A 13,901-nucleotide genomic window follows, 5' to 3' on the forward strand; every position below is an offset into this window, starting at 1 on the left:
GACTGGAATTGCAAAACGTTCACCGGAATCTATAGCGAAGAAAATCTGTGAAGGCAAGGCGGTGATTGCAGTGACAAGTGGGGGTGTTTGGGCAGGATTTGCCTATTTTGAAGTATGGGATGGAGGAAGATTCGTATCCAATTCCGGCTTGATTGTAGCACCGGCTTTCAGAAATTGTGGTGTAGCACGTGCCATCAAAGAAAGGGTATTTCTGGTTTCCAGGAGAACCTATCCAGAGGCAAGAATTTTTAGTATCACTTCCGGACTAACGGTTATGAAAATGAACTCTAGTCTGGGCTTTCAACCTGTTACCTTTTCAGAAATTGCGCAAGAGCCTGGTTTCTGGGAAGGTTGTAAGAGTTGCGTTAACTATGACGTTCTGGAAAGGAAGAGCAAATGCAACTGTCTTTGCACGGCGATGCTCTTTGATCCGATGGTATCTGCAGTTCCATCAGCTGTTGCGCAAAATACAGCTGTTCAACGTTAATTTTTATGGATTTAAAAAAAAATCAAATGGATCTGATAGAAAATGAGCCGTGTTTGGTTCTGGCAGAGAAAGAGATAAAAGAACCGAAATTTCTAGACACAATGATCTTAAACTGCACAGTTGGATGTGACCGACATTGTGCTGGAAATAAAGGGAATAATGTGATTTGCGGAGCGATAGAAGATATTCACTGGTTTTGTACCCATATCTTCCCCATAGAAGGAAATTTGAAGGATCCGGTGGAAATGACCGTTCTGGAAATTGAAACCCTGGCATTGGATAACGGAAAACCATATACCTGTACTTTTAAGGTCGAAATTAAATATACCTCTAGTTATAATCGCAAGGAAATTCTGAACACTGTCAGAAATCATGTTTTCTGTCAGTTCGTAGTGGAGCAGGAAGGATAATAACCAGGCTTCAGCTTTAAATTCAAATTATATTTTGATAAAATATTAATGCTTAATATTGCTTAAATTATCAGTTTATGCAGAATACCGTTCTAATTATAGACGATGAAAAGAAGATTTGCAGTCTTTTGGCGCGCATTATAGAACTGGAAGGTTTTAGGGTTTTTCAGGCTGGTACCGGAAAGGAAGGCTTGAAACTTCTTGCCAATCAGGAAATTGATGTGGTGATCAGTGACGTGAAATTGCCCGATATTAATGGAGTAGAACTGGTTAAACAGATCAAGAAATTAAAACCTTATACCGAAGTGATCAATTTGACGGCTTTCGGGACCATTCAGGATGGGGTAATGGCCATGAGAAATGGTGCTTTTGACTATATTACCAAGGGAGATGATAATGATAAGATCATTCCGTTGGTCTATAAGGCCATGGATAAGGCTAAATTGCAGCTCCGGGTATATGAACTTGAGAATAAGGTGAGCCGGCAATACAATTTTGATGCAATTCTGGGACAGTCAAAGGCGATTAAGGAGGCCCTGGAACTGGCCAGGAAGGTCGCATCAACTGATACCACTGTATTGCTCCTTGGGGAAACAGGTACAGGTAAGGAGGTATTTGCGCAGGCTATTCATTACGAAAGCTTGCGGAGCCTGAAGCCTTTTGTTGCTGTAAATTGCAGTGGATTTAACCCGGAACTGCTGGAAAGCGAACTTTTTGGCTACAAGGAAGGGGCTTTTACCGGTGCATTGAAAGATAAAAAGGGTTTACTGGAAGAGGCTAATGAAGGAACGCTGTTTTTAGATGAAATTGGGGAGATGAATTTAGACCTGCAAGCCAAACTGCTTCGGGTGCTGGAGAACCAGACCTATATTAAAGTGGGTGATACACAAACTAAAAAAGTAAATGTCCGGATCATTGCCGCAACCAACCGGGATTTGAAAGAAGAAGCGGAGGTTGGAAAATTCCGGCTGGATCTGTATTACAGACTTTCTGTTTTTTCTATCGAACTGCCTCCATTAAATGCGCGCAAGATCGATATCCCTTTGATTGCCAAACATTATTTGAAAGAATTTGCGGCCAAGGTAAATAAAACTGATTTTACGATGGAAGAAGATTTTGTCCATCTTTTACAAGAGCATTCCTGGAAAGGCAATATCAGAGAGCTGAAAAATGTAATGGAACGGGTGGTGATCCTGGCCGATACGCAGGTATTAACAGCGAGTCTGCTGCCTTATGAATTTCATGTACATAGTGCCAAAGACGACTCGATGAGTATGGAAGCCATAGAAAAACAACACATCATCAAGGTGCTTAAATTTACCAGAGGAAATAAAACGGAAACTTCCCGCTTGTTGGGAATAGGATTGACCACACTGTACCGAAAGATGGAAGAATATAAAATCAGTTAATTCTATACTGCCTTTTTCAATATGATAAAAACCCTTCCATTTTGGAAGGGTTTTTTGCGTTTAAAAAAGTGATGAAAATAATTGTTTGCTGTTTTTAATCTGATAATCAGCTTGTTGCATGCATGCCTGCTGAGTGTGGTATACAGATTGGGTATTGGTCTTAAAAATATACAACTATGGTCACATTTATTCTTCTTTTAGCCCTGCTTGCCTTTTGCTGGGTGTTTTATAAATCAATCGACTGGTTCGAAAAAATCTAAATCACATGATCGCATTATTCATTATCGCAATTGCCGTATTCCTGTACATGGTTTACGTCTTAATTAAACCCGAAAAATTTTAAAATCGCTTTTCAACAATTAAAAAATGAACACTGAATTATTTGGAATCATAGCAACCTACCTCCTAACGGTAGTTTTGGCTATCCCTCTGGGAATTTACCTTTCCAAGGTATTTGCCGGAGAAAAGGTCTGGACAGACTTTCTAAAACCCCTGGAGAACGGAATTTATAAACTTTCAGGCATCAATATTAAAGAGCAGATGAACTGGAAACAGCATATGAAAGCATTGATGACCATTAACCTGGTTTGGCTGGTGTATGGTTTCTTTGTGTTGCTCCAGCAAGATAAACTGCCACTAAATCCGGATGGTAATCCAGGAATGTCTCCTGATCTCGCCTTTAATACCATCATCAGTTTTGTGGTGAACTGTAACTTGCAGCACTACTCTGGTGAGTCTGGCGTAAGTTACCTCACGCAGCATTTTGTATTGATGTTCCTGCAATTTGTGAGTGCAGCCACCGGGATTGCAGCAGCTGTGGTTTTCTTTAAAGCCTTCAGAGATAAAACAACGACCTCTCTTGGTAACTTTTGGGAGTTTTTTGTGAAATCTATTACCCGTTTATTGCTTCCGCTTTCCGTTTTAATGGGACTGATAATGGCCTTTAGCGGTACGCCAACCAGTTACCAGGGCAAAGACCAGTTTATTTCCCTGCAGGGAGATACTGTACATGTGTCAAGGGGACCTGCTGCCGGATTTATTGCCATTAAACATTTAGGTACTAATGGTGGCGGATGGTTTGGTGCCAATTCTGCACATCCTTTGGAAAATCCAAATTACCTGACCAATATGGTGGAAATGATTGCACAGGTAATTATTCCTATAGCGATGGTGATTGCCTTCGGGTATTTTATCCGCCGTAAAAAACTGGCCTGGATGATCTTTGGGGTAATGACCATTGGTATGTTAATGCTGTTGTTTCCAACGTTGAGCAGCGAGCTTGGTGGTAATCCGGCTATTGCGAAAATGGGGGTGTCGCAGGCAACTGGCGCCATGGAAGGCAAAGAGGTCCGTTTTGGACCTACAGCATCGGCTTACTGGAGTACTGTAACCACGATTATTTCTACAGGTTCTGTAAACAGTATGCACGATAGCGGGATGCCTTTAACTGGTTTATGGCAGTTATTGGGTATGATGATCAACTCATTTTATGGTGGTTGTGGTGTCGGTATGCTGAATTATTTTATTTATCTGATTATAGCGGTATTTATTTCTGGTTTAATGGTAGGGCGTACGCCTGAATTTCTGGGTCATAAGGTGGAAGCCAGAGAGGTGAAGATTGCTGCGTTAATTACCTTGCTTAGCCCCTTTCTGATTCTTGCAGGTACGGCCATTGCGGCTTATGTATTTACCAATCATGGTGGTGCAGCCTGGGCTGTTCAGCCTAAGACCTGGTTAAACAATCCTGGTTTCCATGGGTTCTCGGAGATGTTGTATGAAATGACCTCTTCGAATGCCAATAACGGTTCTGGTTTTGAAGGACTGGGTGATGGGAATACATTCTGGAATGTTTCTACCGGCTTTGTATTGTTGCTGGGCAGGTTCCTTCCTATTATAGGCCCTGTAGCGATTGCTGGCTTGTTGGGTGCCAAGAAATTTATCCCGGAATCAGCGGGTACTTTAAAAACCGATACGTTGACATTTAGCCTGATGACCTTTGCGGTGATCCTGGTTTTGAATGCCCTTTCTTATTTCCCTGCATTGGCCTTAGGTCCTTTGGCAGAGTATTTTACCTTATTTAAATAATAAAAATGAAAACCTCAAATAAATTATTTGAACCTGCCTTGGTGCAAACTGCATTAAAACAATCATTTATTAAGCTGGATCCGCGGGTAATGGTTCGTAACCCGGTTATGTTTACGGTAGAAATAGGCACGCTCGTGATGGCTTATGTAACTGTTTATTCCGTAAGCCATAGCGGACAGGGATCTGCTTTATATAATTTTATCATATTTCTGGTATTGCTGCTGACGGTACTGTTTGCAAATTTTGCAGAGGCCATTGCAGAAGCCAGGGGTAAAGCACAAGCAGATAGTCTTCGTAAAACTCGGGAGGAAACTCCTGCTAAACTGGTATTGGCCAATGGTTCTATTGAAATGCGTTCGTCCAGCCAGTTGAGAAAAGGCGATGTATTCTTTTGCGAAACAGGTGATATCATTCCAACAGATGGAGAGATTATCGAAGGCATTGCTACGATTGATGAATCGGCCATTACCGGAGAGTCTGCACCTGTGATCCGGGAGTCGGGGGGGGATAAATCTTCTGTGACTGGTGGAACCAAAGTATTGTCCGATGAAATCAAGGTAAAGGTAAGTACCGAGCCGGGCGAAAGCTTTTTGGATAAGATGATTGCTTTGGTGGAAGGAGCTTCCCGTCAAAAAACGCCCAATGAAATTGCTTTGACCATTTTGCTGGCAAGTTTTACATTGGTGTTTATCATTGTCTGTGTAACGCTGAAGCCATTTGCTGATTATGCCAATACACCAATTACCATTGCGGCTTTGATTTCGTTATTCGTATGTCTGATCCCAACCACAATCGGTGGTTTGCTTTCAGCTATAGGTATTGCGGGAATGGACCGGGCTTTGAGGGCTAATGTGATCACCAAGTCTGGTAAAGCTGTGGAAACTGCGGGCGATATTGATGTATTGTTGCTGGATAAAACAGGTACCATTACCATCGGTAACCGTAAAGCAACTAACTTTCATCCCACTGAGGGAGTAAGTCCGAATACTTTTGTGGAGGCCTGTGTATTGAGTTCTCTTGCTGATGAAACTCCGGAAGGTAAATCCATTATCGAACTGGCCAGCGCAGATGGAAGGCCGGCTTTGCGTAAAGCCCCTGAGGGCGCTCAGTTCATTAAATTTACGGCTGAAACACGTTCCAGCGGAATAGATACTCCTGATGGCAGAAGAATTCGTAAAGGTGCATTTGATTCGATACGTAATATTGTAGAGAAGGCTGGGAATCATTTTCCTGCTGATATTGAAACCGAGGTGAAAAATATTGCTTCCAACGGGGGAACACCCTTAGTGGTTTCTGAAAATGAAAAAGCCCTTGGGGTGATTGAATTACAGGATATTATTAAACCAGGAATTAGTGAGCGTTTTGAGCGTCTGCGCAAAATGGGGGTTAAAACCGTAATGGTTACTGGTGATAATCCTTTAACGGCAAAGTACATTGCAGAAAAAGCAGGAGTAGATGATTTTATTGCTGAGGCGAAGCCGGAAGATAAAATGAACTACATCAAAGAGGAGCAAATGCAGGGGAAACTGGTGGCCATGATGGGAGACGGTACCAATGATGCGCCGGCTTTGGCTCAGGCAGATGTAGGTGTGGCGATGAATAGTGGAACACAGGCTGCAAAAGAGGCTGGGAATATGGTGGATTTGGATAATGACCCAACCAAACTGATTGAGATTGTTGAAATTGGTAAACAATTACTGATCACCAGGGGTACTTTAACCACTTTCTCTATTGCAAATGATGTGGCCAAATACTTTGCTATTGTACCGGCTTTGTTCATTGCTTCTATTCCGGCTTTGGAGAGTTTGAATATTATGGGACTGCATAGTCCCGAAAGTGCTATCCTGTCGGCAGTGATCTTTAACGCGATCATTATTCCGATCTTGATTCCACTGGCCCTAAAGGGCGTAGCCTACAAACCGATCGGCGCAAGTGCCTTGCTGAGAAGAAATTTATTTATTTATGGTTTGGGTGGTGTTATCGCTCCATTTATAGGGATTAAACTCATTGATTTGGCTGTTGGCCTGTTCGTTTAAAATTATATATATCATGAAAAAGTACTTATTACAATCTATACGTCTCACTGTGGTACTGTTGGTGCTGTTATGTGGAGCTTATCCTTTATTTCTTTCTTTTGCCGGTGGTTTCTCCAAAGGTAAGGGAGGGGGAGAGAAGATCATGGTGAATGGAAAGGTGGTTGGTTACGCGCTGATTGGTCAGTCCTTTACCAAACCACAGTATTTCTGGGGCCGCCCTTCGGCAGTTTCCTATAATGCGGCTGGTTCCGGAGGTTCTAACAAAGCGGCTTCCAATCCTGATTATGAAAAGGATGTTCAGAACAGAGTGGATTCTTTATTGAAGTATCATCCTTACCTGAAAAAAGGGGAGATCCCTGCGGATATGGTTACCGCTTCAGGAAGTGGACTGGATCCGAACATTTCAGAGCAAGGCGCCGCTATCCAGATCAAACGGGTGGCTGAATTTAGAAAACTCGATGAAAAGACCCTAGCTGATCTGGTGGCCCAAAATACAGAACGCCCTTTATTTGGTCTTTTTGGGCCAAGTAAAGTGAACGTATTGAAATTGAATGTTGCACTGGATAATTTAAAGAAATAGAAAACATCCCAAGAGTTACCCGATCCTACGCGTTTGCCAAGTTGCAGGATCCGGGTAGCTCCACAGGACTTACACAACAATATTAATGAAACCATCCTGAGCTTCCAAATAAAATAACAACGGCTCATGATCGCTTCATTACTATTGAAAGACATAAAATATTAATGAAAAAAATAATCACATTAATTGCAGGATTAGCTGCAAGCGTCAATTTATTTGCACAGGAAGAATCAAAAGTGAAATTTTCAGGCTATGTAGAGGCCTATTATGGATACGATTTTAACAAACCTTCAGACAACAACAGACCGGGTTTTATTTACTCACATAACAGAAGCAATGAGGTGAATATCAATTTAGCTTATCTTAAAGGAGCCTATGATGACGGCAATATCCGGGCAAATGTTGCGGTAATGGCAGGTACGTACGCCAATGCAAATATGAGTGCGGAATCTGGTGTGCTGAAAAATATTTATGAGGCCAATGCCGGTGTTAAATTGTCTAAGACGGCTAACTTATGGTTAGATGCAGGTATATTCTCTTCCCATATTGGATTTGAAAGTGCCATTTCGAAAGATTGCTGGGTATTGACCAGGAATATTTCTTCTGAGAATACACCTTATTTTGAGACAGGTGCAAAACTTAGTTATGCAACGGCCGATGGGCAATTCAGTGCTTCGCTTCTGTATTTAAATGGCTGGCAGCGGATCAGCAGACAGGATGGCAATCGTAAGCCTGCCGGTGGTGTCCAGCTGACCTGGAAGCCAACAGAAAAAATTACAGTGAACTATAGTAATTATTTGGGAAAAGAAGGTGCGGATTCTGTTGGTGTGACCAGGCTGTATCACAATTTGTATGGAATCTTCCAACTGGATGAACAGTTTGGTGTGACCCTGGGGGTTGATTATGGTACCCAACAGACATCAAAGGGAAGCAGTACCCATAATCATGTTTTTGCACCGGTAGCGATTGCTCAGTATAAATTTGATCCGAAATGGGCTCTTGCAGGAAGAGTAGAGTATTATGATGATAAAAATGGGGTATTCATTGCGACAGGAACGTCTCAAGGCTTCAAGACAACTGGGTATTCGCTAAACCTGGATTATGCACCTGTGAAAAACGCAGTGCTGAGGCTGGAAGGGAAATTATACAACAGTAAAGATAAGGTGTTTAAAAGGGACCAGGATTTGGTAAATTACAATGGCCTGGTTACAGGGAGCATTGCGGTATCGTTCTAATACATAAATAAAAAAATAGCAGCATAAAGAAGCAAATTCTTCTTTATGCTGTTTTAAATAAGAAGAAAATGGAAGACAACAAAGAAGATTCTGTACGCAAGTTCCTTGAGCTGGTTAAAAAATCGAGACGGGGAAAACTGAAGATCTATATTGGCATGAGTGCTGGTGTGGGGAAAACGTATCGTATGCTACAGGAGGCTCATGCTTTGTTGAGGGGCGGGGTAAATGTTCAGATCGGGTATATCGAAACGCACAGGCGGGAGGAGACCCATGCTTTGCTGGACGGCCTGCCACTGATTCCAAGGAGAAAGATTTTTTACCGGGGTAAGGAACTGGAGGAAATGGATTTGAATTCCATTTTGAGCATCCACCCGGATGTTGTTATTGTAGATGAGCTGGCCCATACCAATGCGGAGGGCAGCAAAAATGCAAAGCGTTGGCAGGATGTATTCGATTTACTGGATGCGGGCATCAGTGTGATTTCTGCGGTGAATATCCAGCACCTGGAAAGTATTAATGAAGAGATAGAACATATTACGGGAGTTGCAGTTACAGAAAGGATACCAGATAAAATTCTGGAAATTGCTGATGAAATTGTCAATATAGACTTAACGGCAGATGAACTGGTTACCCGTTTAAAAGAAGGCAAGATCTACGATAAGAGCAAGATTGCGACAGCACTCGGAAATTTCTTCCAACCGGAAAGAATTTTGCAGCTAAGGGAGCTGGCACTGAAGGAAGTGGCCCATCAGGTAGAGCGAAAGGTAAGTTTGGAAGTGCCAAAGCAGATTAAATTAAGATCGGAACGCTTCCTGGCCTGTATTTCTTCGAATGCAGATACGGCCAAAGTGGTGATCCGTAAAACGGCAAGGCTGGCTTCGTATTATCGTTCTCCATGGATTGTATTATATGTGCAGAGCAGCAATGAAAGCGGGGATAAAATTAAACTGGATAAGCAGCGCCATTTGATCAATAACCTGAAGCTGGCTACTGAACTTGGGGCAGAGGTTTTAAAAATAAAAAGTGACCAGGTGACACAGACGATTATAAAAGTTGCAGAAGAAAAAGAAATTACAACAATATGTATCGGAAAGCCGCATTTGAACCTCTTTCAGGTGATCATGCGAACAGCTATCTTTAACCAGCTTTTGAGAAGCCTGGCCATGAAGGATACTGATCTGGTGATTTTGAGTTAACAGCAAAGAATAATTAATATCTATAATAATGAAGATCAAAACAAAACTCCGTCTCGGATTTGGATTCCTGTTCGTGATGGTACTCTTCTTCGGTTCCATTTCACTTTTCTATCTGAATGAGATCTCCGGCAGTGCAAAGGTCATCCTGAAGGACAATTACAAAACACTGAAGTTTACGGGGGCCATGAGAACACTGCTGGATGAGCACGATCTGCCGCTTACGCCTGTGGTACAGCAGGATTTTGAGCAGCAGTTGCAAGGAGAAGAGAAGAACATAACAGAGGTTGGTGAAGGCACCGCTGTAAAAGCATTAAAACAGGCTTATCAGGAAATGACGGCTACCGGGGTAGCTGCGGTAGTACAACAAACAGCCTTAAGAAATGTGCGCGCACAGCTAAGGACGATTGAGGATGTGAACATGAAGGCGATTGTGAGGAAGAACGATGCAGCGCAGGCATCTGTTTCTAAAGCTACGCTCTACCTGGTTTTTGCGGCTTCCATCAGTTTCTTGATTTTATTTAGTTTTATAGTGAATTTTCCCGGTTTTGTGGCCAACCCGCTTCAGGAGTTTACAGAGGCCATACGCGAAATCAGTAAGAAGAATTATAAACAGCGTCTGGAGTTTCATAACAATGATGAATTTTCTGAATTGGCTGCAGCCTTTAATGGAATGGCTTTACAGCTCAATAAATGGGAAAACAGCAATCTTGCAGAACTGAAGTCGGAGAAGCTGCGGATAGAGGCTATTATTGAACAAATGGATGATGCGATTATAGGTTTGAATGATAAACAGGATGTTTTGTTTATCAATAAAGTTGCCGCACAACTGATCAGCCTTTCTCCGGCCCAGGTGGTTGGCCAGAATGCAGCTGATCTGCAAAAAAAGAATGAACTTTTGAACCGGATCTTGAACGGTCAGGGGAAAGACCAGAACCTGAAGATTTATGCCAATGAGAAGGAGTCTCATTTCCAGCTGGAGAGCAGGGAAATTGTAATCCCTAATTTTGAAGACCAGGAGAATAATGTAATTTTCGCTTCCGGGAAATCGGCGGGTAAGGTGTATATCCTCAAAAATATTACAGAATTTAAGGAATTGGACCAGGCAAAGACAAATTTTATCGCTACGGTGTCCCATGAGTTGAAAACTCCGCTTTCTTCGATTAAAATGAGCCTTAAATTGCTTAAGGATGAAAGGGTAGGTGATATGAATAAGGAGCAGAAGGAATTGGTGGAGCATATTAATGAAGACAGTGACCGTCTGCTTAAAATTACGAGCGAATTGCTGGACCTTGCGCAGGTGGAGACGGGAAATCTACAGCTCAATTTTGTGAAATCAGATCCAAAACAAATTGTGGATTATGCGATAGACTCTGTGAAATTGCAGGCCGAGCAGAAACAGATTCATTTAGAGCTGGTGAGTAAAAATTCCTTGCCAAAAGTAAATGCTGACGTAGAGAAGACCGCCTGGGTACTGATTAATTTCCTTTCCAACGCACTTCGGTATAGTCCGGAGAAGTCTAAGCTGGTTATCCAGGTTTTAGAGAAGAATAGTGAAGTTGAGTTTTCGGTTCGTGACTTTGGAAAGGGGATTGAAGAACAATATCAGCAAAGATTGTTTGACCGTTATTTTCAGGTACCTACTGATGGAAATAATAAATCCGGATCCGGACTTGGACTGGCCATCTCGAAAGATTTTATTGAGGCCGAACAAGGCAGGATCTGGGTTGAAAGTGCTTTAGGGGAGGGGAGTCGCTTTTGTTTTGCTTTGCCTGTAGCGGGTTAAATCATCTTATAGGAGATTCAGTACGTTTATAATCGTTTTACAGACTGTGTGGATTTCCTCTTCCTTAATAATTAAAGGAGGGGCGATCCGCATGGCGGTTTCACAATGTAAAAACCAGTCGATCACCACACCGCGTTCTCTGCATAGGGTACTTACTTTTTCTACCTGTTCAAAACTATCCAGCTGAATGCTGAGCATTAAACCTTTACCGCGAACTTCTTTAATTAGCGGATGGACAAGAAGCGTACGGAAAAGTTCTCCTTTTTTGTTGACGTCTTTAACAAGTTCTTCTTCCAGTATCACCTCCAGACTGGCCAGACCTGCGCTACAGGAGACCGGGTGGCCACCAAATGTAGTGATATGTCCAAGGATCGGGTTTTCTTTAAGTACTCCCATCACTTCTTTATTGGCAATAAAGGCACCGATTGGCATACCTCCTCCAAGGGCTTTAGCCAGTAATAGAATATCAGGAACGATACCAAAATTCTCAAAGGCAAATAATTTTCCGGTACGGCCAAATGCGGCCTGGATTTCATCAAGGATCAGCAAGGCGCCAACTTCGGTGCAGCGGTTGCGGAGTTTGGTCATGTAATTTTCAGAGGGAACGCGAATACCTGCTTCTCCCTGAACGGTTTCCATAATCACACAAGCGGTTTCCTCTGTGATCATGGAAAGCTCTGCTTCTTCATTGAAGCGGATAAATTGCACATCAGGAAGGAGTGGGCGGTAAGCTTGCTTATAATGCTCATTTCCCATGACGCTTAGCGCGCCGTGGGTACTGCCATGATAGGAATTGAAACAGGAAATAATTCCGCTTCTGCCGGTATATCTTTTGGCGAGTTTTAAGGCGCCTTCTGTCGCTTCGGCGCCTGAATTGACAAAGTAAACATTGTTCAATGTCTCTGGTAAGACCGAGAGGAGTTTTTGTGCAAACAGGATCATCGGGCTTTGTACATATTCTCCGTAGACCGTGAGGTGCATGTATTTGTCCAGTTGTGCTTTTATGGCATCGATCACTTTTGGATGTCGGTGTCCGATATTGCTCACTGCAAAACCCGAAACCAAATCAATATAGGGTTTCTTTTGTTTATCGTATAGATAGATTCCCTCTGCATAATCGATTTCCAGTAAATTGGGACTGGTAGAGGTTTGTGCATTGTTGAGAAGGAAAAGTTGTTTGTTACTGATCATAAATTCTAAAAATATTAGCCCTTTTTGGGAGCAGGTGTTCTTTTGAGGGCGATGGTGCCTAGAATGCCGGCAACAACAGAGGCGAGCAGTATGCCGTATTTAGCCTGATTGATCATGGTCTCACTGGTGAAGGCGAGGTTGCTGATGAACAGAGACATGGTAAAGCCTACTCCAGCCAATAAGGCAACACCTGTAATGTGGGTCCAGTTGGCCTGATCTGGAAGGCGGGAGATCTTTAATTTCACCATGAGCCAGGTAAAGAGTAAAATGCCCGTAAATTTGCCTGCGATGAGGCCAGTGGTAACCCCCATACTCACGGGGTTTAGCAATGCACTGAAAAAATCGGATCCGATGACCATACCTGAGTTGGCTAATGCAAATAGAGGCATAATCATAAAAGCCACCCAGGGATGAAGGGCATATTCAATTTTCTGCAAAGGGGTCTCTGCAGCGGTGCTTAATGCTTTAACCTCTTCAATGGTTTGATGCTGCTGAGGGGTGGTCAATGTGCTGTTATTGGGTATTTCCTGCTCAAAATCTGCAGCGAGTTTTTTGAGTTTTTTTGCATACATCATTTCGTCGATCTTTGTAGAGGCCGGAATGGTAAAGGCAACCAATACACCGGCAATCGTGGCATGAACTCCCGAAAGCAGGAAGCCCATCCAAACGACTAGTCCCATGATCAGATAAAATGCGCTGCTTCTGATGCCCAGGAGGTTTCCAATCATCATGATCACCAGAAAAAGCCCGGCTATACCAAGTGGGATGAAATTTAAGTCTGAACTGTAAAAAAAGGCAATGACCAAGACTGCTCCGAGATCATCGGCTACCGCAAGGGCAGATAAAAATACTTTTACAGACGATGGGATGTGTTTTCCCGCCATGGATAGCAAAGCAAGGGCAAAGGCGATGTCTGTAGCCATGGGAATCCCCCATCCGTGTTCAGATTCCATTCCTTTATTCATGAAAAAATAAATCAGTGCGGGAACGATCATTCCGCCCAGTGCGGCCATCATGGGTAAGGAGGCTTTTTTCATACTGGAAAGTTCTCCATCCATAAATTCCCTTTTGAGTTCCAGCCCAATGACAAAAAAGAAAATAGCCATTAAGCCATCGTTGATCCAGATGTGCAGGGGTTGATCGAACACATGTTTATCAAAGCCTACTGACAAATGGAGATCCCAGACCCGGTGGTAAGAATCATGATAAGGTGAATTTGCCCAAATAATAGCTGCAATAACGCTGAGCAGTAAAACAATTCCACTGGTATACTCCAGATGGATAAATTTGCTAACCGGGGCTATAATTTTATCAATAGGAGATTTTTGCATAGGGTATCTATTTAGGGCGTATGGCAAAAATAGGGTTTTATATTAAAATAAGATTTTTAATCTTGGACTGTATGTAAACAATTAAAACCAGAAGGCTGGTTTATTGTTCCTATTTTTACAGTTCTAAATTAGAGTATGATGGCAAATTTTTCAGAAAT

At 42.6% G+C, this 13,901-nt stretch carries 11 protein-coding genes and 1 pseudogene; 10 read left to right on the forward strand and 2 right to left on the reverse strand.

The annotated features are described in order from the left end of the window. From VNZ46_RS23370 to VNZ46_RS23415, 10 genes and pseudogenes are all read left to right on the forward strand, one after another. Nucleotides 1-487, forward strand: a pseudogene (locus tag VNZ46_RS23370) (GNAT family N-acetyltransferase); the annotation flags it as partial. A gap of 26 nt (nt 488-513) precedes the next feature. Continuing rightward, nucleotides 514-897 (forward strand): hypothetical protein, encoded by a 384-nt coding sequence (locus VNZ46_RS23375; RefSeq protein WP_325563132.1) that lies wholly within the window; start codon nt 514-516, stop codon nt 895-897. A 77-nt stretch (nt 898-974) separates the two neighbouring features. Beyond that, complete coding sequence (locus VNZ46_RS23380; RefSeq protein WP_325563134.1) at nt 975-2,306, forward strand: sigma-54 dependent transcriptional regulator; 1,332 nt, start codon at nt 975-977, stop codon at nt 2,304-2,306. A 265-nt stretch (nt 2,307-2,571) separates the two neighbouring features. Next, entirely contained in the window at nt 2,572-2,649 is a 78-nt protein-coding gene (locus tag VNZ46_RS23385) for a potassium-transporting ATPase subunit F (RefSeq protein ID WP_108555258.1), read from the forward strand. A gap of 23 nt (nt 2,650-2,672) precedes the next feature. Continuing rightward, a complete protein-coding gene (gene kdpA, locus VNZ46_RS23390; RefSeq protein ID WP_325563136.1) occupies nt 2,673-4,391 on the forward strand; it encodes a potassium-transporting ATPase subunit KdpA in 1,719 nt (572 codons plus the stop codon). Between the two features lie 5 nt (nt 4,392-4,396). Continuing rightward, nucleotides 4,397-6,427 (forward strand): potassium-transporting ATPase subunit KdpB, encoded by a 2,031-nt coding sequence (kdpB, locus tag VNZ46_RS23395; RefSeq protein WP_325563138.1) that lies wholly within the window; start codon nt 4,397-4,399, stop codon nt 6,425-6,427. Between the two features lie 13 nt (nt 6,428-6,440). Continuing rightward, nucleotides 6,441-7,007, forward strand: a complete 567-nt coding sequence (gene kdpC, locus VNZ46_RS23400) for a potassium-transporting ATPase subunit KdpC (protein WP_325563140.1) — start codon at nt 6,441-6,443, stop codon at nt 7,005-7,007. A 164-nt stretch (nt 7,008-7,171) separates the two neighbouring features. After that, nucleotides 7,172-8,242 carry a porin gene (locus VNZ46_RS23405; RefSeq protein WP_325563141.1) on the forward strand — a complete coding sequence of 357 codons (1,071 nt, stop codon included), beginning with the start codon at nt 7,172-7,174 and terminating at the stop codon, nt 8,240-8,242. Nucleotides 8,243-8,310: 68 nt separating this feature from the next. After that, a complete protein-coding gene (locus VNZ46_RS23410; protein ID WP_199076978.1) occupies nt 8,311-9,438 on the forward strand; it encodes a sensor protein KdpD in 1,128 nt (375 codons plus the stop codon). Nucleotides 9,439-9,466: 28 nt separating this feature from the next. After that, complete coding sequence (locus VNZ46_RS23415) at nt 9,467-11,221, forward strand: HAMP domain-containing sensor histidine kinase (RefSeq protein WP_325563144.1); 1,755 nt, start codon at nt 9,467-9,469, stop codon at nt 11,219-11,221. A gap of 6 nt (nt 11,222-11,227) precedes the next feature. Here the strand turns inward: VNZ46_RS23415 and VNZ46_RS23420 are convergent, their stop codons facing one another. Both VNZ46_RS23420 and nhaA read right to left on the reverse strand, forming a co-directional pair. Further along, nucleotides 11,228-12,412 carry an aspartate aminotransferase family protein gene (locus VNZ46_RS23420; protein WP_325563146.1) on the reverse strand — a complete coding sequence of 395 codons (1,185 nt, stop codon included), beginning with the start codon at nt 12,410-12,412 and terminating at the stop codon, nt 11,228-11,230. A 14-nt stretch (nt 12,413-12,426) separates the two neighbouring features. Continuing rightward, nucleotides 12,427-13,743 carry a Na+/H+ antiporter NhaA gene (nhaA, locus tag VNZ46_RS23425; RefSeq protein ID WP_325563148.1) on the reverse strand — a complete coding sequence of 439 codons (1,317 nt, stop codon included), beginning with the start codon at nt 13,741-13,743 and terminating at the stop codon, nt 12,427-12,429. Between the last annotated feature and the right edge of the window lie 158 nt (nt 13,744-13,901).

The sequence above is a fragment of the Pedobacter sp. genome (genome assembly GCF_035566355.1).
Lineage (GTDB): Bacteria > Bacteroidota > Bacteroidia > Sphingobacteriales > Sphingobacteriaceae > Pedobacter.

Excerpts from the sequence above, each read along its gene's own strand:
- VNZ46_RS23380 (WP_325563134.1), top strand. The coding sequence starts at position 975 with ATGCAGAATACCGTTCTAATTATAGACGATGAAAAGAAGATTTGCAGT.
- nhaA (WP_325563148.1), bottom strand. The coding sequence starts at position 13,743 with ATGCAAAAATCTCCTATTGATAAAATTATAGCCCCGGTTAGCAAATTT.
- VNZ46_RS23375 (WP_325563132.1), top strand. The coding sequence starts at position 514 with ATGGATCTGATAGAAAATGAGCCGTGTTTGGTTCTGGCAGAGAAAGAG.
- VNZ46_RS23410 (WP_199076978.1), top strand. The coding sequence starts at position 8,311 with ATGGAAGACAACAAAGAAGATTCTGTACGCAAGTTCCTTGAGCTGGTT.
- kdpA (WP_325563136.1), top strand. The coding sequence starts at position 2,673 with ATGAACACTGAATTATTTGGAATCATAGCAACCTACCTCCTAACGGTA.
- VNZ46_RS23405 (WP_325563141.1), top strand. The coding sequence starts at position 7,172 with ATGAAAAAAATAATCACATTAATTGCAGGATTAGCTGCAAGCGTCAAT.
- VNZ46_RS23415 (WP_325563144.1), top strand. The coding sequence starts at position 9,467 with ATGAAGATCAAAACAAAACTCCGTCTCGGATTTGGATTCCTGTTCGTG.
- kdpC (WP_325563140.1), top strand. The coding sequence starts at position 6,441 with ATGAAAAAGTACTTATTACAATCTATACGTCTCACTGTGGTACTGTTG.
- kdpB (WP_325563138.1), top strand. The coding sequence starts at position 4,397 with ATGAAAACCTCAAATAAATTATTTGAACCTGCCTTGGTGCAAACTGCA.
- VNZ46_RS23385 (WP_108555258.1), top strand. The coding sequence starts at position 2,572 with ATGATCGCATTATTCATTATCGCAATTGCCGTATTCCTGTACATGGTT.
- VNZ46_RS23420 (WP_325563146.1), bottom strand. The coding sequence starts at position 12,412 with ATGATCAGTAACAAACAACTTTTCCTTCTCAACAATGCACAAACCTCT.